12 protein-coding genes and 1 riboswitch are annotated in these 24,073 nt (G+C 46.9%); of the genes, 3 read left to right on the top strand and 9 right to left on the bottom strand.

Features of this window, described 5'->3' with window-relative positions; all coding sequences use genetic code 11:
* Positions 1 to 1,249: 1,249 nt before the first annotated feature.
* From NSQ91_RS04590 to NSQ91_RS04550, 9 genes are all read right to left on the bottom strand, one after another.
* Positions 1,250 to 2,956, bottom strand: coding sequence for a methyl-accepting chemotaxis protein (locus tag NSQ91_RS04590; protein WP_340916602.1), 1,707 nt, complete (start codon positions 2,954 to 2,956; stop codon positions 1,250 to 1,252).
* 202 nt (positions 2,957 to 3,158) lie between these two features.
* On the bottom strand, positions 3,159 to 5,723 hold the full coding sequence (locus tag NSQ91_RS04585; protein ID WP_340916599.1) for a DUF4430 domain-containing protein: 2,565 nt from the start codon (positions 5,721 to 5,723) through the stop codon (positions 3,159 to 3,161).
* A gap of 170 nt (positions 5,724 to 5,893) precedes the next feature.
* Positions 5,894 to 6,096: riboswitch (cobalamin riboswitch) on the bottom strand.
* Positions 6,097 to 6,223: 127 nt separating this feature from the next.
* Complete coding sequence (locus tag NSQ91_RS04580; protein ID WP_340916596.1) at positions 6,224 to 9,220, bottom strand: GAP1-N2 domain-containing protein; 2,997 nt, start codon at positions 9,218 to 9,220, stop codon at positions 6,224 to 6,226.
* Positions 9,217 to 10,479 (bottom strand): hypothetical protein, encoded by a 1,263-nt coding sequence (locus tag NSQ91_RS04575; RefSeq protein WP_076129587.1) that lies wholly within the window; start codon positions 10,477 to 10,479, stop codon positions 9,217 to 9,219. Before NSQ91_RS04575 ends, NSQ91_RS04580 begins: the two co-directional genes overlap by 4 nt.
* Positions 10,480 to 10,561: 82 nt before the next feature.
* Positions 10,562 to 11,203 carry a beta-mannanase gene (locus tag NSQ91_RS04570; RefSeq protein ID WP_076309540.1) on the bottom strand — a complete coding sequence of 214 codons (642 nt, stop codon included), beginning with the start codon at positions 11,201 to 11,203 and terminating at the stop codon, positions 10,562 to 10,564.
* A 24-nt stretch (positions 11,204 to 11,227) separates the two neighbouring features.
* On the bottom strand, positions 11,228 to 12,502 hold the full coding sequence (locus NSQ91_RS04565; RefSeq protein ID WP_340916591.1) for a vWA domain-containing protein: 1,275 nt from the start codon (positions 12,500 to 12,502) through the stop codon (positions 11,228 to 11,230).
* A gap of 293 nt (positions 12,503 to 12,795) precedes the next feature.
* A complete protein-coding gene (locus tag NSQ91_RS04560; RefSeq protein ID WP_081383413.1) occupies positions 12,796 to 15,198 on the bottom strand; it encodes a transcription initiation factor TFIID in 2,403 nt (800 codons plus the stop codon).
* 4 nt (positions 15,199 to 15,202) lie between these two features.
* Positions 15,203 to 18,592 carry a tubulin-like doman-containing protein gene (locus tag NSQ91_RS04555; protein WP_340916588.1) on the bottom strand — a complete coding sequence of 1,130 codons (3,390 nt, stop codon included), beginning with the start codon at positions 18,590 to 18,592 and terminating at the stop codon, positions 15,203 to 15,205.
* An 88-nt stretch (positions 18,593 to 18,680) separates the two neighbouring features.
* The gene (locus NSQ91_RS04550; protein WP_340916586.1) at positions 18,681 to 20,498 is read right to left on the bottom strand and encodes a vWA domain-containing protein; all 1,818 of its coding nucleotides are present in this window, start codon (positions 20,496 to 20,498) and stop codon (positions 18,681 to 18,683) included.
* A gap of 205 nt (positions 20,499 to 20,703) precedes the next feature.
* Between NSQ91_RS04550 and NSQ91_RS04545 the strand changes: the two genes are divergently transcribed.
* The 3 genes from NSQ91_RS04545 (at position 20,704) to NSQ91_RS04535 (ending at position 23,695) form a co-directional block, all read left to right on the top strand.
* Positions 20,704 to 20,856 (top strand): hypothetical protein, encoded by a 153-nt coding sequence (locus NSQ91_RS04545; protein ID WP_155986556.1) that lies wholly within the window; start codon positions 20,704 to 20,706, stop codon positions 20,854 to 20,856.
* Positions 20,849 to 21,775 carry a hypothetical protein gene (locus NSQ91_RS04540; RefSeq protein ID WP_340916585.1) on the top strand — a complete coding sequence of 309 codons (927 nt, stop codon included), beginning with the start codon at positions 20,849 to 20,851 and terminating at the stop codon, positions 21,773 to 21,775. The genes NSQ91_RS04545 and NSQ91_RS04540 overlap by 8 nt, the downstream gene beginning before the upstream one ends.
* Before the next feature lie 147 nt (positions 21,776 to 21,922).
* Positions 21,923 to 23,695 carry a hypothetical protein gene (locus NSQ91_RS04535; protein ID WP_340916582.1) on the top strand — a complete coding sequence of 591 codons (1,773 nt, stop codon included), beginning with the start codon at positions 21,923 to 21,925 and terminating at the stop codon, positions 23,693 to 23,695.
* Positions 23,696 to 24,073: the final 378 nt, after the last annotated feature.

Raw genomic sequence — 24,073 nt, 5'->3', positions numbered from 1 at the left:
AAATGAGCGAAGGGCGCCTGCTGTGTCCGCTAAACCAGTTGGGATGAGTATGAGTCCACGCATCGGACCCAGATGACCTTAATTGCTGGATTTGCCTCTGTTTCGGGTGTTATCGGACCACATAGCCGCTATTGATACAAAAAACACCAGTTATCAGTGTTTTCCACACCAATAGCTGCACTGGAGTCCGAAACTTTGCTACAAAGGCGATAAATGTGCAAATAGCGGCTACTGAGTCCGATAGCATATGGGGATGAGTATGAGCCCACGCATCGGACCCAGATGACCTTAATTGCTGGATTTGCCTCTGTTTCGGGTGTTATCGGACCACATAGCCGCTATTGGTACAAAAAACACCAGTTATCAGTGTTTTCCACACCAATAGCTGCACTGGAGTCCGAAACTTTGCTACAAAGGCGATAAATGGGCAAATAGCGGCTACTGAGTCCGATAGCCTTTGGGGGTGAGCATAAGCTCACGCATCGGACCCAGATGACCTAAATTGCTGGATTTGCCTCTGTTTCGGGTGTTATCGGCCCACATAGCCGCTATTGGTGCAAAAAACACCAGTTATCAGCGTTTTCCACACCAATAGCTGCACTGGAGTCCGAAACTTACCCCCAATGGCGATTAATATGCAAATAGCGGCTACTGAGTCCGATAGCATATGGGGATGGGTATGAGCCCACGCATCGGACCCAGATGACCTTAAACTGGGGAATATCAAGTAGACAGTGTGTTTGAAAAACTAGAGATCAGCCGGGAACACTAGGGGTACGGGGTACGGGGTACGGGGTACGGGGTACGGGGTACGGGGTACGGGGTACGGGATACGAGTTACGGGGTACGGGGTTACGATGTATGAGCATACCGATCATCTCCTAGGTTTTTATTGTTTCCACGCCTCCGTCTTACCACTAGTGTGGGCTGGAGATCACATAGCATATGTTTGCCCGCAACCTGCTGGGACCAACTTACGTCTATACGCTCCTGACCTACTGAGATCAACTTACATCTCTCCCCCCTTGACCTGCTGAGATCAACTTACATCTCTCCCCCCTGACCTGCTGAAACTAGCCTACGTCTATACGCTCCTGACCTTCTGAGACCAGCTTACATCCCTCACCCTTGACCAACTGAGATCAGCTGGCTCGTACTTGTCCCAATCTACTATAACCACAACCAGCAGAGCAGCGATCTCCGTTACTGGAGAACCGCTGCTCTGCTGGTTTTAACAATATTATGAAGCCTATAGTTTGAAGCTGGACAATGTCTTTTGCAGATCTTCTGCGAGCACCGCTAAATACTGAGCTGAAGCCGACATTTCCTCCATTGCGGATAGTTGCTCCTGACTCGCTGCACTTGTGTCCTGAACACCTTCTGCACCTTTACTAGATATAACGTTGACCTGTTCCATAGCTGCTGCCACACCTTGTGATTCCATGGCGACATGAGCAACCGCTTCTCTAATCTCCGCTGTCTGTAAGGTAGCTTCTTTAATGGAAGTCTGAATCTCATGAAAAGCTTGAGATACCAGATGACTTTGAACTACGCCATTGGTGACTAGCTCAGTACCCAAAGCCATGGATTCTACTGCGCTTTCGGTTTGCTTTTGGATATGTGTAATAATATCTGTAACCCGCAAAGAACTATTTCTAGTTGCTTCCGCCAGATTACGAATTTCTCCAGCAACTACAGCAAATCCCCGTCCATGCTCACCAGCCCGTGCTGCTTCTATAGAAGCATTGAGCGCAAGCAGATTCGTCTGTGTAGCAATACCGTTAATCGTTGTAATAATTGTATTAATCTCTTGTGACAATGTCCCTAGATTAGAAACAATCTCCTGACTCTGAGTTACACTGAGGTCAATTTCCTTCATCTGCACAATGATTTGGTCTACAGCCTCTACTCCACGATCCGATGAACCGGAAACTACTCCCATTAGATCCGACATTTCATAGCTGCTGCCCTCTACGGCTGCAATATCATTGGTCATTGCTTTTATAGAACGTGTTGTACTGTTAATGCTCTCTGTCTGCTCATCAAATCCCGCAGCAATCTCTCCAGAAGATACAGCGATCATTTGTGAAGCCAATGAGGTCTGCTCAGCACTAGCGCTCATCTCTTCCGATGAAGCTGACAGCAGTTCTGCACTCTCTGCAATGCCTTGCATCATCTTCCGCAAGCCCTGCAGCATATTGTTAAATGAACTGTTAATTTGGCCGATCTCATCCTTGGCGGTGTACGTTGCTACCACGGTCAAATCTCCATCTTCTGCCCGCTTCATTAGTCCTTGCAGTTCTTTAAGCGGTTTTGTTATCAGTCGAATGATTGCAATACTAATCACGATACAAATCACCCAAGCGAACGTAATCATTAAGGTATTGTTTACCCGCATGCTTTTAGCGGTTGCCATGGAACCTGAATTGTGTTCATCAGCATCTTTAAGCAAAGAATCACTAATTCCTTTAAGCAGGTTGATCATTTTTTCACGGGATTCGTTAAATTCGCCTGAAAATACTTTATAGGCCTCTTGATTATGATTACTATCAGCAATCTTTATAATGTTATCCCGCTGTGCACGATAATCTGGCAAAAAGGACTCATACTCTTTGATTTTACTTACAATAGCAGGATCATTATACTGAATCGCTTTCACCTTGTTCATAAGTTCATTATTATCTTGAACCTTCACTTGGATACTCTCAGAAAGTTCTTTGTTTTTGCTGGCATCAACGCTAATCAAACGCTCCAAAAGATAGGATTCAATAGCCCTATTATTCGTACGCATCTGCCCTACGTAAGAAACAGGCAATAAATTTTCATTATATGTCTCATTTGTCTTTTCGGCCATTTTGTTCATTGTGATGATGCCTATGCCCCCTACAGCATTCACCATAATTACTGCGAATACCAAAAGCAGCCCTATTTTGTATTTCACTTTCAAATTTTTCATCTACACTCCGCCTTCACATTATCTTATGATCTATCTATTTTTATCGGTCGGAAGGGCTAAGAGTTTGATGATTTTTAAAATATTGTGTCGAATAAAAGTATATATTGTCATAAAACAACTTTCCTCAAATAAAAAAGGGCGGGCACCCGATCCGCTATTACTCCGAATCCATGTGTGCCCGCCTAATCAAACTTCCTCTTCCTTATTCTCCAGAGGTATAGTACCAGTACAAAGTATCACCGTTCTGCAAAATATAACTGTCTGCACTGATGCTTGGATCCGCATCCCGGTTCGTTTTATACTTCCATCCGCTGCTTGGGCCTCCATCAAATTCAGCCAACCCGTCAATAGATTTCACGTAGATGCTTCCAGCGTTGCCGGATGATACTACCTTAGTCCCTAATTGACTGACTAGTAAGCTATAAGCCGTTTCGCCCTCTTTTAGAGCTACTGTTGTACTGGCTAGGATGGTTCCTTTCCGGCTATCTCCAATCACTGAGAGGGTAGCGGTAGCTTTTGCTGGAGCAATAACAGACGATCCGACAGTCAGAGACTGAGTATAACGCGCTACGCTCGGTACGCTATCTTTAGCATAACCGGTAACAGTTATTGTATAGCTATTTGCTGGGAGACCCCCATCAATAACAGCCACACCTTGTTCATTCGTGATTACCTTCTTACCACCAACCGAAACCTGCACACCTGCAGCCGGTGAGGTAACCGGATCAGAAGTTAAGCTTTCCTGATTCCACACCCACTTTTTCTGTGAAACCTTTACAGTAAAAGCTTCATTAGCTTTTGGCTGTGATGGGGTAAGCACCACAGCATCTACAACCTGTGTATTTTCTCCTGCATAATAGACAAGCACACGATCGGATTCCTGTAGTTCGAACGCATCCATACCCACACTTGGATATATCCACTCCCCGCCGCGTGATACCACGAAGCTCCACCATCCGTCGTAAGTACCTTGCGAAACTCCATGGATACCTGATACAAAGTTGCCATAAGACGATTTGGTGATATCTACTTTAAAATCATCGGTAGACCCTAGTTGTTGCAACGCTTCAAGGGCATTGGAGGCTTTCAAAGTCCCCTCACTAATCAACCCTTCCGGGCCTTCAACGGTTAGCGAAGCTGTTACATTCTTAGAAATCACTTTTAGAGCTTTTGTATATTTAGCAATCGTTGGGGCTTTGCCTTCACGGTAGCCAGTTACAGTCAGTGTATAGTCACCTGCGGGCATATTTCCTGAGAATACGGCCTCACCTTTAGCATTCGTCGTTACCTTGTGAGCTCCAATTTGGACCTGAACACCCGCAGCTTTTGCAGTTACAGGAGAGGAAGTATTCGTAGCAGCGTCCCATTTCCACGTCTTACTAGTTACAGTGACGGTAAAAGAATCGCCCTCTTTAAGATTTGCTTTGGAAAGCGTAACGGAATCCACAAGCTTAGTGTCGTCTCCGGCATAATAAACCAGTACCTGATCTGAATCTTTAAGTACAAAATCACTCATGCCTACATCGGGATTAATCCATTTTCCGTCACGCGATACAACATACATCCATCCGTCATAACCACCAAAGCTTCCAGCAGCAATACTTCCGATGCCAGTCACATAACTGCCCGAAGGATTCGTGATCGGCAAGTTCGTTTGAAGCGCCAGCTTCTCTAACGCTCCAAGTGCGTTGCCAGCATAGGCGTACCCTTGTGCCAACGTGGCCTGTGGTCCCTCAATCGTTACTGGAGCGTAGATGAGTGAGCTCTGAATGGAGGATTTGGAAAAATCGTATAGCTTACTGTTGCTTCCTTTATATAGCAAATTATAGGCAACCAGCGCCTGAAGCCCTTGCTCTGTCGCCAGAATATTACTGCTTCCACCACGGCTATGGGTGAAGCTACCATCAGCTAGACGATAGCTAAGCAGGTTCTCCATTAGATCCACTTTGTTTTTGGTGTATTCTAATCCACTAGGATCAACTCCGAAGGAGGTGAGTCCAAGGATTGCTTGTGCGCTACTTTCAGCACTGTCACCGTAACCCCCATGGCTATCTTGAGCTGCAGATAACCAAGCTACGGCTTGTAGCCCTGCTAAGTAGGCTTCGGGATTATTTTTATGTGCCGCCAGAGCCGTCAAGGTTATCGCTGTCATATCAGGCTCACTTGCGCCTGATGTTAGTGCAAAGCCCCCATCCGGATTCTGTTTGGAGAGAATCTCCGTAAGGAGCTTATCCGCCGTCCATTTCCCGTCACTTGGGATATTATATTTACCAGAATCCAGCGCAAGTAAAGCATATACCGGATTATTAAGCGTCTGTTCACTGAGCTTGCTATTATTATAAATTTTCTCAATCAGATTATAGCCAGGAGTCGTTCCGTTACCAGCAAAGCTAGTAGGATCTGCACCAATCGCTCTCACTGCGAGCACGATTCGAGCATAATCGGTTACATTGGTGAAATCGCCAGCTGCATCCTTTACTTTTTTCTCAAGCTCTGAAAGGTAACTAGCCGGCAGCTTGTACCCTGCTTGCGCTAATCCAATGGCTTGCCAATCCGATTGCACGCCACCTTTCAAGAGATATTCTGCAGCCGCATAAGTCGCATCCGCAACATTAATCCGCTCCGCGGCAGTTGCCTCCAGACCGGCGCCAGCGCTCGCTTCTGCAAATATTTGTCCCGCCGGAGCAAGAGATGTTCCTAGAATTGAAATGACCATGAATAAGGCCAGCCCAAGTGCTACAAACTTGGAAGACATGATTTTCTTCATTGTTTAACCTCTTTCTGTATAAGAATGGGTACTGCCGGGAATAAGACGCATAACATAAAGACCGCCCCTTTGGAGGGCGGTCAGGGAAGATTACAAATTGAGGCTGCGGCGCTTGCTTCCTGCCAACAGTCCATCTGTATATGTTCCACATTCTTACCCCACGAAGAATAGAAACGCTCACGAAAAAGGCAGGTCTCCTGGCTAATGCTTCATCGCTGTTCTTCACCTTCCCACCCTACCTTCGGGGCAGTGGCTTATAGAAGAAACGCTCCGCACATACAGTGGCGGGACCGCGCCGGACTCTTGCACCGGACTTCCCTTTTAAGCAGACGACTAGATTGATAGAGTCTGCACCTTTTCCAGTATGTAGTATCTTATTTTGACATCCATAATCATATCTATTAATACATAGCATGTCTATAGAAAAGCTTAGTATGGGCAGCAAAAAAATGAACAGCAATACGCCACCTTCCGGTAGTTATTGCTGTTCAGAAAGCTTGTTATTCGACTGTTCCATCCGGACTTGCAGTCGGGGAGGGTTCAGCACTTGAATCAGAAGCTGGTGGAATATTAGGATCGGGATCTACGATCAATGTAAATCTTCCGGCTTTGATCATACTTTTCTCTAGAATTGTCGCTCCAGACTCCAATGTAACCTCAACCTGATAGGAAGGTTGTTCACCTTCAGTCACAGCTGTTGCGGAAGGTAACCCAGTGCTGTTCTCAGTATCAGAGGAAGGCGTAGTGGACGGAGAAGCATCAGCTACAGCGTTAGTAGAGTCTGCACCTTCTGCTGTTCCTCCAGTAGTGCCAGCGGCATCTGACTCGTCAGCAGCGTTTCCCTCATCCGTCCCATCCGTTGACGGCACTGGACAAGTCCCATTTGTAGCAGCGACCTTAAAGCTTTTATCTATCTCTGTAGACGAAGACATTAAACTAACCTCAGTCGGTTTAAACTGCACACAGTCATCTGCACTTGCGAAGGTGAACACCAATATGCTGCTCCCCTTATCTCCTTCGACGCTCTGATCCTTCAAGTATACTGAAGCCGGAGGCAGCATATTGCCTGCACTCTGAACAGGGGTCGGCTCAGGGCTTGTCCCCGGCAGAGCCGTCTTCGTATCATCCGGACGCAGCATACTGAATACGATAATTGCAATAATCACCAGAATACCCGTAATGGAGCCGGAGATTAAGAGTCGAAATCGGCTGCGGCTGATCCAGCGCGCCAGCGGGGAAGCCAGTTGGGAGCGGGCTTCATTGTACACATTTTGCAGAGCAGGCCGAGCTGCCGCGACATAGTTCTTTCGGAATTCCCGATTCTTGAACGCTTCACGATCACTGCTCAGGAAATACTTCAGAATCGCCTTACGGTAACCCGGTTGCAGCTTTTTATTCGAAACCGTAAATAAAGGATTGCCTTGCGACCAAGCAAAAAACCGATAGATGATTTCTTTGTCGGAACCGGCTTTACGCTTTAACAGCTCCAGAAGCGCATCGTAATCCAGCGGACCCCCTTCACGCTGAGTTGTATAGTAAAAGGCTAGCGGAAGCCGTTCAAAGGGTTCCAGAACACGCGCCTCTTTTAGCAAACGACGACCCAGTAGCTGCACATCGTCTAGTTCCTGCGGAGACAATCCTGTAAAAATCTCCTCATTCGGCTTCTCTTCACCAAACCAGCGGTAAGCGGCACGCAGCGCATTCTCTTTCTGCTTGCTAATCCTATCCAGTGGCGGCTGCCAATCGACAACATTACCATACCGTAAAAAAACTACCTCCAGAAGCTCCTCCTGCGTCATATCAGAAAGCGATAAGCGGTTCAGTAAGAATCTATCTGCTGAAGCAGCAAGATCCTGCATTAGGGAGAGTGCCTTAGGAGCAACTCCTGTTCCTTTGCGGCGATCTTTTTCTGCCTTATCTACAATTTCATGAATTTCCGCCACAGAAGCCACCGGATCATGCTCCAGCTGGAGCTTTTCTAGCAAATAATCCTTCACAGCATTTTGAGCAAAAGACTGCTCTAACGCCACTGGCAGGAACCGCCCCCAATGGAGCACAAAGCTCAGAATATCCGCAGATCTGGACGCCGCAGCTAGTCTTGATTCCATATAAGGCTCAAGTAGCTGCTTACGGAAATAAGTTTCAGACATCACGCGCTGGAAGTAAGCTGCACTTAACTCATCATTACTCTCAATGATCCCGTAAGCAGCACTCAAAATATCCTTGCGGCCCGCTTCCACACTATGAAGCATCCCATTGATGAAATAATCCACGATTCTGACCCTGTAATTGTGATCCTTAAGTACAAAATACTCTTTAAAGCATTCCATAATCGCCGGATCTGGCACATTTCTTTGCCGAATCAGATCAAATTCCCGGTCAAACCGTTCTAAGAAAATATCATTCAAGCGGATTCTAGAATGAATTGCACCGTCTGGTTTAAGGTAAGAAAGCAAACCACTTAGCACCGCACTCTTGTTTTCCGTATATAAATGCTCGTTCCCTTGCTCAATCTCATAAAATATAGCCAGCTCATTATAGAAAGAAAGGGTTAGCTTGTGCTCAGGACTCTCTCCACGCAGAATCTGATCGGCGAAGCTTACGAAGTCGTTAATATCTCCTGGATTCAGCAGTAATAGCTTCCACACCAAATCAGCATAAGGCTGGCGGGTCTCGCCAAAATCGACATTCCCCATCCGTCCGGAAGCCAAATCAAAGGTATAATCCTTCTCAATACTGCGATCACCGGGACGAAGTGAACCTTTTTCCACAAAGCTAAGATGTATATATTTACGGCTTTGCGGTTCATTCGCATACGTAATCACGCCTAATCTACGGCGGAATTCATACGGCAGCACGCTATACAGAATTTCTGTAAGCTCCACCGCCCGCGCGGACAACTCGGTGATAGGTACGTTTAGAGCCACGTAGATTTTTTTCTTACCTGCAACAGAGAGCATTACGGCTTGCAATAATGCCTTGAATATCCCTTCATCAATCCCTAATAGACGTAAGCCTGCGATTGGATCCGGGCTGCGGTCTGTGCGAACAACTGGAATAGAGGGCAGCTCCGGCAAGGTTCCACCAAGCTCTCCCGTATAACGCTCTGCAAAATCAGCATGCAGCCAGTCTCCATAGCTCTGCACAATTTCTTCGGAACGTGAAGCAGGAACTACATAGTTATGTGCAAAAAAAGCGCTTCGTTGGCCTGTGAAATCGGCCGCTTGATAACGACTAAGCCCAATAACTGTATCCCCGTTCTCAGCATGAAATAGGTGCAGCGCACCAGGATATGCAGCCTCATCCATCTCTCCACGTGCGGTTAACTCCGCAGGAGCATCGTAGAGGCAGAAGGGATGAAGGATTTTTTTCACAAAATTATTGTCTAGACTATCTGATTTCGCTACCGTATCGAAGCCTTCTGTGGAACGAAACACTCCGCGACGTTCGCGGGTGTACATCTGTTGGGCGATTGTTGACCCTGAGAAAACATTCACGGGCCGTCGCTCCCCTCAATATACTTCAGCTTATGCAGCAGCCAAATAAAAGGCTCGTCTACACGAATCGGGCTTACTACACCCTCAATCTTTTGATTCACAGGATTGCTGCCCAACGCAGATACTGCAAAATAACCCGTATTCGCGAAATAAACATCCATCGTATCTTTAAAGGGTCTGTCCACCTTACCAATAAATCTGCGAATTTCCCCGTCGATATTATGGAACTCGTCCATGTTTAATGTTTTGCGGTGAACATAGTTATTGAACACATTGCTGTTGGACTTGATGTAATCGCCATCCTCATCCTTCAGCGAATGCAGCATATCACTTTTGGCAAGCACAACCGCTGTTGGAATGTCTGTCTTACTCTTTTCCTGATAGGCAATAAAATCACCGAACATCGTCAGCACCACATCGCGCGGCTCGTCATATTGTGAGACCCATTCTCCCGGGCGGTCACCGATGTTAATATGAATCTTTTCACGGATAGAACGGATTTGCAGCGGATCGACCATAAACAAAATACCCGCAGAGTTCTTGATATGCTGACCATGAAGTCCAAGATAATCCTGATCCACCATACCCTCACCTGCTACATCAAAGAATACAAGTGTCAGTGGCGGTTTATTTTCATCCTTAAAGACAAATTGAAAGATAAAAGGCTCCTGCATTTTTTCCTTCTGTGTAGAAGCCAGCAGATCCCCACGCTCAAAAAGCGGTTCTTCATACAATGTACGGAACTTACGGCTAATCTCTGCATTAAGCGGCATACAAGCGGCATCAAAATGACCTGCTGTAGTATGCTGCAATGTGTGGATCAGCGAGGTCATATACACCGATTTCCCGACTTGGGATGCCCCGATAATCGAGATGATGTTACTTGGCACCTTCCCGGCAGTCACCGGCAGCTCATTATGGCAGGACGGGCAAAGCCGTCTGCGCGTAAGCACACCGTAACGATCCGTAAGCCCAGTTAACACATGATCCGTGTAATGATGATATTCTTCCGGAATATCCGCCGGGTTGATAATCGCTTCTATGTCATCTACCGTATCAAGCCCAAAGCGCTCACGGTATTTGTTCAAGGCGTCATCCTCACCCAATGCGTAATTTTCATCGTCCTCCCGGCTGTGCATAGCCCGAAAGACGACATCCTCCGGAGAGAACTTGGTGAAGCAATACGGACACACTATATCGTAAAAAAGCGGCCGCGGCTCCGGCTGATTCTTTTTCATAAAACGGCTAAAAAAAGACATCTACTCATCCTCCCAAAAGTTGTATCTACGTACTTGCTATGAACGCACTGCTCATTACCCGCTTGTACGCGTAGACCCAGTCTCACTCCGGTACCAATTCGTAATAAAGCCCATATTTCTTGCCATCGGTGAAAAAGATGCGTACAAAATCATCCTTACCGATTTCAATCGGCGGAAGTACATTGCGTCCAGGAGCGAAATCCTGGACGAAGGGAAAGAGAATACCATCCTCTTTCCCTGCAGGATGCCCTCCACGTTTCTTGACATAACAGAGGACATCCCGTGCCACGGGCACTTCTGCCGTAATCGCCATATGTACGGTCTTTTGTTTTCCGAATAAGGCCTTTTTTTGTTGAATGGAATAATAGATCCGGGCTTTGCCTGCACTGACCATCACCCGGTTCACACCATCATTTTGCCTCACCAGGGCAGTCTCACCGTTCTCAGCAAGACGAGCAAATATCGTATAGGATATCAATCCGATCTCATCCAATCGATCACGATAACCATTGTTAGATTTGTATTCCTCACGAGTGTAGAGCTTCATCCCGATCGGCGGATCATCTCCGGTTCCCATGTCAGCCGCTTCTGCGGAGGTTTTGTGGATGTACACCGCCTGCACGCCGTCCGGCCAGCGCCATCTCAGCGTACAGAATCGGTCATCCACTTGGGATGTCACATCCGTTATTCCCGCAGCGGAAGCATTAACCTCGGCGTACCTCATTACTGTAAACCCCTTTCCGCTACACTAGAATCCTTTGCTGTTCCGGCTTCTGCACCGACCCGGAAAGTTATCCGATGCTGGTGCAGGCGCTGCGTTATTGTTTCTTCTATTTCGATAAATACGTCCTTCTCCTACCGGAATGACGCCTGTAAATAATGCAATAATAGCAGCTAATATAAGAACAGCCAGAAGACGAATAAGACTATCTGTAAAGGAGTCACCGCTAAGTCCAAATTCCAGAATCAGTCCTGCGAACAAGCCTGATATTACGCCGCCAATCCCAAAGCTTTTAGCCAAATGACGGTTATCAAACATAATTCCCAGACCTAATCCAAGCGCAGCTCCCATCAACATCAGTGACAAAATACGAACCGCAGCATAATAAGGACTGTCTGCCGTTGAATCACTGCGCTCAGTTAGCAGCGTCCGATCTCCCAGACGGTCATAGATCTGCTGGAATACATCGCCCAGAAGGGCTGAATCCTTGACATCATAATAGTGTCCGCCTGTCACTCTCGCAATATCCTGCAACAGCTGAGTGCCTGCTGGATCATTCAAGCCCAGACCAATGGTATTCACCGCAATACCGCGCTCTACATAAGCCTGCAACTCTCTTGTGGTATCGAAATTACTCACTCCGTCAGACAACAAGATGACCATGGCTCCTTGGTCTTTTTTGCCGTCACTGTCAATCTCCTTGAGTGCCTCCGAGACCGCACCGCTAATATTCGTGCCGCCTTCGGTTGGCTGCAGATTATCGATTGCAGTCAGCACCTTCTCACGATTCTCCGAATTTGAAAGTGGCGTTAAAGGTTGGACAACTACCGCTTCGTTGTTAAAGGTCACCACGGCTACCTTATTGTCAGTGTCCATTTTTGTAATTAACGCTTTTGCTGCGGAATACCGGCTATTATCGGGATCACTCTGTGTCATACTGCCTGAGTCATCGATAGCCATTACTACATTCTTAACTGGTCTGGCTCCGCCAAAATTCAGCTCATAAACAAACTCCGTTAAGGCTCCAACACCAAGTGCAAGAACAATCATCAGAGGCAGCAGCTTCCACGATAACCCCAGATAGCGCTGCTTCCATGACGCTCCGTTCAGTCGTGGCGAGATCATCTCTGCAAGCAGGCAGCCTACACCGACTCCCAGCGCCACAATGGCAAAATAAATACCCACAAGCAGGATGGAAGGCAGATCGTTATACCAGCTTAGCAGCCATTCGCCAAAAAGAAAGGCGACCCCGCCGCCGATCAGACTGAAGAAGAGCAGCAGCAGATTGATTTTTCTCTGCATCGTTATACTTCCTTTCCGGGTAAAATCTGAATTGTACTCTTATCCTTTAAACATTCCGGGGGTTATGCTGCCTGATAAACGGGCTACCCGGATGTGTTATCATCCCCCAGATTGCACTCTGTGCAATAGAATGGAATAGGAGAAACATCTATTTCTATTCTATTGCATAGTGTGCAGTGGAAATAAGGAGAAATGTCCCTATCCCAGAAATCTAATTAAGCGTTATATCCGATGACTCTATTGCACCAAGGCAATAAAGGGACTCAAAGTGAGGGGACCTATCTATTACGCCATCAGCGCATCTCAGGAAGCTGATCTTCACTCAGCCCATGGAGCTGATAGCCATTCTGAGCATAAGTCTCATAATAGACCTTACCGTTGCGATAATAGAGCAGGTCCTCTAAATGAAAGCCGCCCATCAGGTTTAGCTTCTCCACTCCGCTCCTCCGCTGCTCATGCACGAATCCTAACCGGTAAATCCGGGTTGTCTCATCTACTCCAAAGGCGTAGCGTAGAAACTCTGATGAACTGTCTCCGAAGAAATATTTCTCCTCATGACGATGCTCTTGCGTATATTCGAATAACCGAACATTAATGGCCGCGCCCTCTTCTAAATTATGATACAAGCGCTTGAACAGCTCTTCCCTCGATAGAACCTGACGATTCTCATAGGCTGCCGCAACATTTGCACGCCGCAGAAGCTCTTCCTCAAAAGATAAATTGAAAGGTTCTGCTGTCAGCAGCTCCCGGCGGCAAATATCAATCAAACGCTCAATCACAGCTTCTTTCCCTTGTTCTAAGAGCTTGGAGATACTGCCCATGTACTTCTCACTGAAGAATATTCCAGGTCCACGCCGGGTTTCGATATCCTTCATCACTTCTTCTGTGACTACGCGGTAGTATTCCATTACGTTCTGGCCCGTTGTTTCGTTTGTTCGCCCAATGCTGTCCATAACAGTAATACGCAATTCTTCCTCCAAAGTCTCCATAGCTTTCACACGGGCCATACTTTCCATATGAAGCTGCTCAAGTGCAGATTCCAAACGACTGCATAGGGCAAGCTCACTTTCTAGGCCCAATAGTTCATATTTTTTGCCATATACGGCTGAGAATAAATAATGAATGAAGTTACGTACTGTTCTTTTATCAAAAAGCGGCACACGCTGGAACGGCTGGCGCTCCACGCTTTCTGCGTAAAGGTCCTCAAGCTCCTCCTGCATGGAGAGAATTGCGGAACGCAGGCCTGCCATATGCTGACGTAAAAGATGGAGCACACTTCCGGCTTCATCACGATCTGCCGTCCACTCCGCAAGCTGATAAAAGCTTACCGCTGGCGTAGATGTTTCCTGTGCCGCCAGCATAGTGCGCCATTGGCGTAATGGATTCATTCCCTCTACTCTCCGGTTTGACTCTGCCACAAAGTTATTGCGGAAATAAGCTTCGCCCCCGTCACCGAACAACTGCCGTTCAGCTTCACGAAGTGACAGCTGCTTCAGTTCATTATAGGTAGGGCGTCCGTGACTCATTAACCCCGTCATTTCATTCAGGCCGTCTTTCTCCGGAAGTAGGTGTACCGCGTGTTCCCGCAAGCTGTCAGGGTCCAGCCCTAACAACGCCTGCCGTTCACGTATAGTCCACGAACTGCCCTCACGCATATCGGAGACAAGCCGCCGGAACGCATGATACAGCACCGCCAAAGCAATTTGAACATTAGGTCTTCTTACCCCGGAAAAGCCAGCAGAGGCGTAGCCTTGTCTTCCAGTGCTGCCCCTGATGCCGCTTTTGAAGGTCATATTGTTATATCCGCCATGACCAGTAGCCTGATCAGAAGCCGGGCGGACCCGATTTTTGAGCAGACTAATATGAGAAATAATCTCGTAGTTGTCATCCATACCGTGTGCAGACATCATACCGCGCTCATTCTTATCGGAGAGCAGATACACAAGGTCAAATAATGCGGAAGGACCATGGGCAACTGGAATCGACAGACCGTCTTCCGTCACAAGTAACGGCGCATTAAACTTATAGTCCGTAGCTTGCATTCTGTCCAATTCACGCAGAAAAGCCAGCCCTACTGAGCTGGAATATCCAAAATTATCCCCTTGCTCCCGCTCATTGATCAGAGCGTAGAGATCTGTCTGTACGGACTTAAAGGACTGGCCGAGTACAGCACGAGCCAGCAGTGTAATTTCCGGCAGCAATACATTAAGCGGATCATCAACCCGCGTAATGATAGAGAGATGGATGACGTCAAAAGATGAATATAGACGTCCATAATCCGCTATACTGTTGCTCAGCCGCCGGATAACTTTATTCATTTCAGCAAGATAACGTGTATCCTCATGAAACTTGCGGTAAAGTTCATGACGCACAGTGCGTGGATCTGACCCTGCCGTTTCCGGCAAGGCCATGGCCAGCACCCGGTCTTTTCCTCCCGCAACAGATCCACTTATACTTCCGTCTATTCCCTCTTTTGCCGCACCTGACACAGCATGTAACGCCATAACACCGCCGGCGTTATCCCATTTTCGTTCGCAGCTATCCAGCACCGGACCGATGGCCGGAGCAACCTTGTCGCCTACGAACAGAAACAGGGCAGGGTAATGGATGCTGCTGCGTCCATCCCCTTTGCTGCGCTGTGCCTCTTCCTGTACCGCATATTGTTCACCATAAGATAATGCCTGTGTTTTGATCATAGGCCTATTTCAACTTTCTGCGGATACTGCCGAGCTTGCTAGTCATGCTCTTGTAGAATCCGTACATCTCATCGCCGCTCTCATACTCTACCCGTTCGTACTCCAAGCTATCGCGTGCTTCCAGGAATGATACATACAGTCCTTCCAGCTTATAGAGCAGCGGGGTAACGTCTTCAGCGGCAGTCATTTCACCTGCACGACGTGCTGCCTTACGCAGCAGTACGCTGCGGCTCTTCTCATCCAGCTCCCGGAAGTGCCGATACACGGCATACTCTACGTAGCTGCGCTCTTTCATCAAATTAGCAAACGGCTCCCAAGCGTCCTCTTCTTCATCACGGTCATAAACGTAGAGTGCGCCTTTTTTGATAATGCTGTCCGTATACAAAGCTTCAATGAACTGATCCATCCACTTATCTTCGTCCAGATATTGATGAAGCACACCTTCAAGCTCAGCGGCTTTGGCAGTCAGTTCAGCATATTTAGCCAGCTCCACACGAACACGTGAAATCAGCTGCGGTGAACGAATGAGATTCTCCTGCGCCATGTCCTTGTTGATGCTGCCAAAGATATCTTTAATGCCTTCCCGCTCCAAGCCCTTCTCACGCAGGCTCTTCAGCTCATCAACCGCCTTCTTCACTTCACCGAGATTTGGGCGTGTGGATTGCAACTGTATATCGAAACCGTTCAAAATGGCGTCCAGATCAAAAGGTTTGGTGAACACAACAGAAAATCTGTTACTTGTGTTCTCATCTACACCTTTTTCAATAATGACTCCACTTGCCAGCGCTTTTGCAAAGTCTGCACGCACTCTAGCGTTATAATCACGTACACGAGAATTGACGTAAGTGTCGCCCCATGATTTTTCTGGAATCGGAGAAGGCAGGTACGTCCAGTTGTTCTTATCCGTCATCACGAGATGGCGGCCGATCCCTTCCTTGTCGAGAATGGTCCGCTCATAGTTTTCTTCAAACACCCGCAGCGGCGTGTATACGAAAAGTGGCACACCGTTACGTGTATTAAGCCAGAAAATACGGTTTTTCACTTGGCTTTCCTTGATCGTAAATTGCGATTTGCCAAGCGCATTATTCTGATAATTACGAATCCCTTTTAGGATACCCGGCGCTTTAACAGGCACGGAAACGAAACCCCATGATGGGAAATGTAAGCTGCCTGAGCTATTGCTAAGGTGGAAGGTAGGCACAGCCTCTTCGTCCAATTTACCGGCAATAATCCGCTCAACGAATTTATCCAGCGGCTCTTCATGGCCGAATTTCATCACAAGGAAATCCTCCATCGAACGGGTAATCAGATCCCCAAACTTATCGCTAAGGAATTCCGAAATTGAGCGAACGATATCAATCTCCTGCTCTTTGACCCAACGTCCGGAATGCTTCAGCATTTCACGGGTGAAGTCACGAATCAGGTCGTCGCCGTCCTTCTGATCCATAATCTTGGAGATGGTCGCCGAAATATCCGGCACGTTCACAATGTTCCAATAATAAGTTTTGTTTCCTTTATAGTCTGCCTGCTCTTCGCCATTGATAAGGATGTCCCCATTCTTGGCAAAAATCGAGCTAAGCGCACTAAGAATCTCTGTAAACACACCGTAAATCCGGCTGTTCTCATTGTTTAAGAGCTCATATAAGTCCTCGTAAAATTGAATCATTTGCTCAGTGCGTTCTACATCGGCGTGCAGCCAATACTCATTGATTTTAGCCTCAATATAGGCATTTTTCTTCTTCTCTTTGGAGACAAAAGCACTGCGGGCATCGCTCAGCTTCTCATCCGCACTGTCCTGCGCTGTCTCAATATCACGTGGCAAACGCAACAAGCTTTCACGTAAAGCCTCAATATAAGACTGAATCAGCTTCAAAATACAGAAGCCCTTCTCGGTATACAGCAAGCGGGAAACGTAGAACGGCCCTTGCTCTGGATGCAGGAAGATGCGCTCCAGCTCTTCACTGAAACGTCCCACAATTTCGCCAGGCAGCTGCTTTTTCGATTTGATATATTCTTCACGGGCACGAGCCAGGAAGTTCTGCTCCAGCTCTGTATCCATGCTTACCACTTGATTCTTAACAACATTGGCATGGCTCAAGCGTTCGCTGTTCTCGTAGCCTGGCAACGGCTCAGGCACACGGGATTCAAACGTCTTGATCATACTGTCGAGATCAATTCCAAGCTTACGTGCGAATTTCTCTACATCCTCTTGACCTGGCGCCTGCTGGAACATTTTTTCCATTTTATCAAACAAGCGGAAAGCCAGGTAAGTCGTCATTTCCTCAATCGGAAGCACAGCGGACGAGGCACCGATAATGTTGTATTCATAGTTAGCTGGGTAGGTCTTGTTCATCTGCGCAATGTTAGTGCGGATATTACTGATATAGTCATGGATGGCGAATTCTTCACCAGACTGTTTTTCTTCACTCGCCATAAAGTTCGTGATGTTCTCCGCCGTTACGTTCATACAGTAATCGTACGCATTCTCCAGCAGCTTACCCTCGGTATTCGTTGCAGAGATCAAATGACATAGATTAAATGGAGGCAGCGGTGAATTTACCGTCAAAATATTACCGTATTGCTGCTGGAACCGCTCACCACGACTGTCCACATTCATCCAGTAATCCAGCTCTTTTAGCGCTGCATAACCGTTCTTGCGAATATATTCACGCGTGTGCTCGCTTAGACTTTTATTAGACAAATTCACGTCAGGTGTAAAGAGGTACCCCAGTGTGTTCACACGGTCAATACCAGCTGATCCATAGTCACGTTCAATAATACCGCGCACGATATAGGCAATATCCAAGAAAGCCCCACTGCCTGTACCGCCCGACAGACCTGTCAGGAGAAAGACCATCAGCTTTTTGTTAGTGCCTACGGATAACGTCTTGATCTTCTTATCAATCGCGCCTACAACCTGATTAATCTTGGTGAACAAAAGCAGACGTCCAGCCTGCCGCACACCAGCAGCACCATTCATACCATCTGTAATACTCAGCTCAGGTGACAGCCAATCCGTAATATAGGAATCGAGGATACTGCGGTTCTGCAACAATCCGCCGATTTCGGCATTCGCCAACAGTACAAATTCATTTTGCGGGTCCAGCCCAATGCCTTTGTATTTTTTTCCACGATCCTGTTCATTCGTCTCAAAAGCTAGAAATTCCACATTATCCGGCTTGTCCCGTTTCTTCTTGGATATCGGATCCTCCGGCAGCTTAAAGCGGCGGTTAATCTGATATTTAAGACGCAGCAGAGCATCAATGCCCGTGCCGCCTAGTCCAATGATCAGGATCGGATTATCAATCGTATCCACCCTGATCTTATCGCTGACAATCCCGCCGCCTAGTGATACATCCAACTGCTGTATATGCTCTCTTACTACTGGTTTCATATGCTTATCCTCCTAAAAGTTTTGCGGAAGCTGTACTTCAGATATCTTGCAGCAAAACTGTTTCTGCGGCATACATTGCCATTGCCTACTATACTAAATATTCCAGATAAATCGTCTTATCTACCGTCTGTAGAGATACTGAAACGCGGTCCCCACTCTTCAGTTCAAGACCACGCGAAGCATCCGCAGCACGTCCTGATCTCTCCACAGTAACACCTTCTCCGCTGCGTAACAGCAATCGGTCATTCTTAGCCGGTGTGAAAATAACAGTTTCGCTCTCCTTCAGTTCAGGCGCCAATTGCAGCAGCTGATGAAGGGTGAACTTGCCCTTGAAGCCTGCAAGCTTCTTATATTGTGGGTAGGTCTTCTCACCCGTATTGCTGTCTTTAACCTCTACTACCAGCTGTCCAACAAAACCACGTGCCGATTTCTTATTCAGCACATACCATGCTGCACCCGCTGCCAGCACTAAAAGAATGCCCCCTATAATGTAATACAGGGTTTTGGATGAGGCTTCCTTCAGGGGTTCTTCGTTGCCAGTCCCTGTAGAAGGTGCTGTTGTTGCTGCTCCGCCTGTCTTCGCGCTGATCTGGACAGGTGCACTTTCCCGATAAAAGCTGCTTTCCTCTGCCCGTACCTTCAACTCGTAGTTATGGCTTTCTTTTACCTCAAATGTACCCTTGAAGACAGCTCCGGAGTTATCCAGTTCGATTTCTTGCACATCACCTGTATCAATATCTGTAGCAAGCAGTACCGCCTTCATATCTTGATACAAATTACTGAGTGTTACCTGAGTACCGTTGCTGAACAGATGGGAGGTGATGTCGATTTTATCACCCTTTTTATAGGTTGCTGATGGCAGCGCATCGATCTTAAGCTCCAGGTCATAGTTAAAGACTAGATTAATATCAATCTTATCCTTTGGCACACCTTTAACCTGAAGTTTCCAATCTCCTTCCTGCGGTGACAGTAGCTTAATCAAGCTATAAGTAGAAGACTTGGACAGCAGGACATTGTTTGAGGGGATCGCAACTTCTTTACCTGACGGGTCCGTTAATTTCGCTGTCACAGGCTGTGAAGACATAATTGAGATATTGGCTTCCAAAACACTGCCGTTAGGCACGTTGACGGTCACGTCCTGATAATCGCCATTTGCAGTAATCGACTGCACAGGCACTACCTTCAGCTTCAAATGGCTGGCAAAAATCTCACTCAGGATTTGCGGCAGTTCGTCTGCTGAGTCCGTCGAAAATGCTTTACCACCCGTCTCGTTGGACAGGTCGGCGAGGCTTTGTTTATTCAGCTTGCCATCTGCATTAAGTCCAATGGTATAGATGGGATAGCCATTTTTTTTGGCAACCTCTACGGCCGCCTTCAGCTCTTTATCTGATTCACTTTGCGTCCGGCCTGTCGCTTTGTTGAAATCGTTATTGCCGTCAGCGAGCATTACAATGATAGGCTCATGGGAAGGGTCACTTCCATTCTGCAGAACCTTTACAGCTTCCTCTACGCCAATAGCGATATCGGTGTAAGCTCCTCGGTCCAAACCATCAATAAAATCCTTCAAATCCTGCTTATCGCTCTCCGAGCTAATTTGCAGCAGGGCCTTTTCCCGTTGCACCTTGTCGGTATAGGCAACAATACCTACTTTATCACCTTGGGTGGATAACATATCTATGAACATTTTCATCGCTTCGTTGGCGATTTTGTTCTTGTCACTAGTCTTCATGGAGTTGCTGACATCAATAAGAAGCACAGCGTCAATGTGAGATTGCGCCGACGTTGCCGCATAGGCCTTAACAGCTGCAAAAGGCGAGGCAGCTAGACAAAGAGCCAGGAGCAATGCCGGAAAGATACGTAGAAAGAGAGTCTTGGTTGTTCTAATACTTTGATATTTACGAAGCATAAATAGGGCTCCTCTTGTGTTATATTAGGCACATATGACAGGTTCAGCACTATCGCTAAAATCTGTAAATAGCATGCCATTATGATATAATTAAACCTTGTAAACTTCAACTTTAGGACCGCCGGACCCAGTGCATTGATGCATAGAAGATTATCATTCTAAAAGCCATCTGGACTGCAGAGCGTCCATGAGAAAGGATTGTTCCATGATTTCATACGTCATTCTTGGGATTACGTTCCTAATTGCCGTAATTCAGATTTCCATTTATGCCGCACATCAGCGCAAACCACTGACACGTGATGATATTAACGATCGACTGCTAGCCGCTTTGAACGGAGGCGATAAAGGCCGTGAATAAGAAAAGACCCGTTACCTTCCGGCCTTTCAAGGCCCCGCGTTACGCTTATGACAAGCTGCGCATCTGTCGCGACTGCGGGCGGTATACCGCTCTTGGCGAAGACCGCTGTAGCAAATGTGGCAGAGCCTCACTTATTGCTGTAGAGCAGCACGCAGCATCACTAGTCAGACGGAAGATGCATACCCGCCTACTATTCATCTTACTGCTCACACTAGCCTCTGTCTATTTTGGAAATAGCATCCAACAAATGATATTGTGTGGTGCCGGGGGTCTTGTGCTTGCTGGACTATTGTACTATACGCAGCGAAAAGTAAGGCAGAACGAGAATCTTCGTTCTCTCAATGAGCTGCTTGGTCGTGGGATCGGCATCATCAAGGAAGGGCTGGAGGTCAACCGTCAGGAAGCTGTCTCCGTACTCCGTGAGGATGATGTTCTTGCCTATGAGAAGCTGCGGGAGCTCTCCATCCTGCTTCGCGGCGACCGGATCGCGCGGCAGCGAGTGGCTTTGCTGCATGGATTTTTACTCCGCAAGGATATGGATCTAGAACTGGAGCAGCTTCTTCTAAAAGACTTCGAACCACTGCTAGCCGAATATATCGGCGAGATCGCTAAAGTCCGTCCCGATCTCATTAAGGATCGTACACTACGCTACGTGAAGAACTATGAAGTGGAGATTCGCCAGATGGCTAACGGCTTAACCATCCTTACGAGCGTTGCAGGAGCGGCGGTAAGAATGAAGCGTTATGCCCTGCTCTACTCCAATATGATTGGCCGATACGTGCAAGATCTGCCCAAGGACCGTTTCTTGCGGTTGTCCAAACTCATTGCTGCGAATCCCCATGAACCTTGGAACGGCTTAGACCTCAGGGTAGCTGACATTCGTGAAGCCAAATATCGCTGGGACCCGGAGGTCCAATAGACCTGAAAGCTAAGATGAACCAATATAAAGCAAACATCCTTATTGATGACAACCAAGCGTTTCTCAAAGAAATATAAGGATGATGTATACCGTAAAACTTATACTTTCTTAGGCTTTCTTATATTTTGAAAAAAGAGGCTACTCTATATGACGTTCAAACAATTAATAACCCTGCGAAACTTTATGATCATTTTGTGTATATGCATGCTTGTGCTGCTTGGACAGAAGGTTTTTCTCATCGCAGATAAAATACAAATCACCAAAGAAGCCGACCGTCTCTACGCTGCCGGGGATCTGATTAATGCAGAGGATCAGTACCGTCAAGCAGCGGCCAACTATTCCATTGATTACCAGGAAGAAAGAGTCGCAAAACGTCTGGATGAATTAGCTCCAATCACAGACATCCGCAAAGTTCTGAATGATTTGGTAGCCTCTACTAAGGAGGAAGCAGCGACTAAGGATTTTGCCGGATTTATGAAAAGCTATCAAGCTCTGCTCAGTTTAAAAGCTACATATATGAAGCCAGGCGGTCCCTATGAATCCTATTATCGCCAGTTATCGTCGGCCTCAGGCATTTCAGACCAGTTCACCTCTTATTTCCGTCAGTTTAAGGAGCAGTTCCTTGCCGATCTTGCCCAGAACCAGAGCGGAGGGGTGAGTAATGAAGAGAACTTCAAATGGAATCTTTTGCAGATTCCTGATGCTTATTATGGAAGTGCAGCTTCCAAAGAGGATTTACTAGCCTCAAAGTTTAAAAGCCATGACACAGCTATATTAAAATCCTTAGCAGGAGCAGGAAACTTTACCGGCATGCTGGAAAGCACCCTGTCCCTGATGAGTGCTTATAGCCAGCATAATTACGAAGCTCCTTGGGTACTTCAACAAGCAGAAAGCAGCGGGAAGATCATCCTGAACAAAGATCTTGAAGGTGACAATATCACAGCTTTTGCTGGGCATACTGTAGCTTATCGTAATTTTGCAGGATCGGCAGGCATCACTTCATCCAAGGTGCTGACTTTGATCGATACTAGTAAGGCTAAGCTACTAAAAAACGCCAAACGTCTGACAACTAAAGGTCAATATGCTGAAGCGATACAATTATACGGAGAGCTTGCTCCGCTAGAAGACACTTCGACAAACATTGCCGCTACTAGGCTGGCTTGGAATATCGCAGAGCCTGTTCGCCTCCTTCCTGGCGGTGAAGAGCAAGACAAATACAACAACGTCATCTCCCGCAAAGGACTATTGGGCACAAAAGTGATCGTTGCCGGGACGGATAATAGTGGCGTGCTCTATTATACCGCGATGAATAACGACGACAATGTGGTCACATTAACCGGAAACAGCTTGCCACGCTTCGAGAGTCTGCGCAGTCTTACTTTTAATGAACAGTTGGCAACCTCTTCAGGTGTACCTGTAGTTTTAGCCCAATCTGAGGTTGAAGGTGGACGCACCCTTTTCACAGCATATGAGATGAAATCGAATGGTATTTCGCAGTTATTTTCTTTAGCTGGTGATAGTTATGAACTGCAGCCGGATGACTCTATTCTCGTGCCTAATGCGGATCTTGGAGACGGTGTTGACGGGCAAAATGCGCTTTACCGTAAAGTAGACGGCAGCTATCAATTCGCGGAGATTGTTCAGGAGTATGCTGTAATCTCAGCTGCGGATCTTACCACTCATCCTTTTGAAAAGGTCTCTTTTCATTGTGAGATCATCGTAGATAACTTCGGCAATAGTCTTGCTTACTCGGATGGGATTTATATTTTGCTCCAAGGAGAAGTGGGTTCCGTTACAGGTAACGCGTTAGTTAGTGGCCAATATCAGAATGGCTATGAGCTCGTTGGAACAGACATGGGCGAGCAATATGTGCCTGTGTTTATAGTGGAATCCGTGGGTAGCATGAGCTTTGGGCGGTAGGGATTTGGGATACAGGATACGGGATACGGCATACGGGATAACCTTGTCTTTGTGTCGGCTCGACGATCCTGTAAGCTCCACCACTTATAGCAACTAGCGTTGGACAGCGCTTCGATGGTTAATAGGTACGTAATGCCATGAAGATCACATAGCTCGTTAATCATTCGTAATTATCCTGTAGTCTAAGTCTCGTTAATTTACCTATTGCGGATGTTTTTAACAAACCATTGAACTTTCAAGTAATCTGCTCTAGACGCTTTCACACCATTGGTTACGCATCATCCCTTATGTGATCTACGTTTGATGTAACATCTTCAAGCAAATTTGCCATTGTTAGCAGTACCTGTTGCTAGACAAAAAGACACTAACCGGGGGGTG

The organism is Paenibacillus sp. FSL R7-0048 (assembly GCF_038004505.1).
Classification (GTDB): Bacteria; Bacillota; Bacilli; order Paenibacillales; family Paenibacillaceae; genus Paenibacillus_AQ; species Paenibacillus_AQ odorifer.
This window is presented reverse-complemented; position numbering and strand designations above follow the sequence as displayed.

Excerpts from the sequence above, each read along its gene's own strand:
- NSQ91_RS04590 (WP_340916602.1), bottom strand. The coding sequence starts at position 2,956 with ATGAAAAATTTGAAAGTGAAATACAAAATAGGGCTGCTTTTGGTATTC.
- NSQ91_RS04585 (WP_340916599.1), bottom strand. The coding sequence starts at position 5,723 with ATGAAGAAAATCATGTCTTCCAAGTTTGTAGCACTTGGGCTGGCCTTA.
- NSQ91_RS04575 (WP_076129587.1), bottom strand. The coding sequence starts at position 10,479 with ATGTCTTTTTTTAGCCGTTTTATGAAAAAGAATCAGCCGGAGCCGCGG.
- NSQ91_RS04570 (WP_076309540.1), bottom strand. The coding sequence starts at position 11,203 with ATGAGGTACGCCGAGGTTAATGCTTCCGCTGCGGGAATAACGGATGTG.
- NSQ91_RS04565 (WP_340916591.1), bottom strand. The coding sequence starts at position 12,502 with ATGCAGAGAAAAATCAATCTGCTGCTGCTCTTCTTCAGTCTGATCGGC.
- NSQ91_RS04560 (WP_081383413.1), bottom strand. The coding sequence starts at position 15,198 with ATGATCAAAACACAGGCATTATCTTATGGTGAACAATATGCGGTACAG.
- NSQ91_RS04555 (WP_340916588.1), bottom strand. The coding sequence starts at position 18,592 with ATGAAACCAGTAGTAAGAGAGCATATACAGCAGTTGGATGTATCACTA.
- NSQ91_RS04550 (WP_340916586.1), bottom strand. The coding sequence starts at position 20,498 with ATGCTTCGTAAATATCAAAGTATTAGAACAACCAAGACTCTCTTTCTA.
- NSQ91_RS04545 (WP_155986556.1), top strand. The coding sequence starts at position 20,704 with ATGATTTCATACGTCATTCTTGGGATTACGTTCCTAATTGCCGTAATT.
- NSQ91_RS04535 (WP_340916582.1), top strand. The coding sequence starts at position 21,923 with ATGACGTTCAAACAATTAATAACCCTGCGAAACTTTATGATCATTTTG.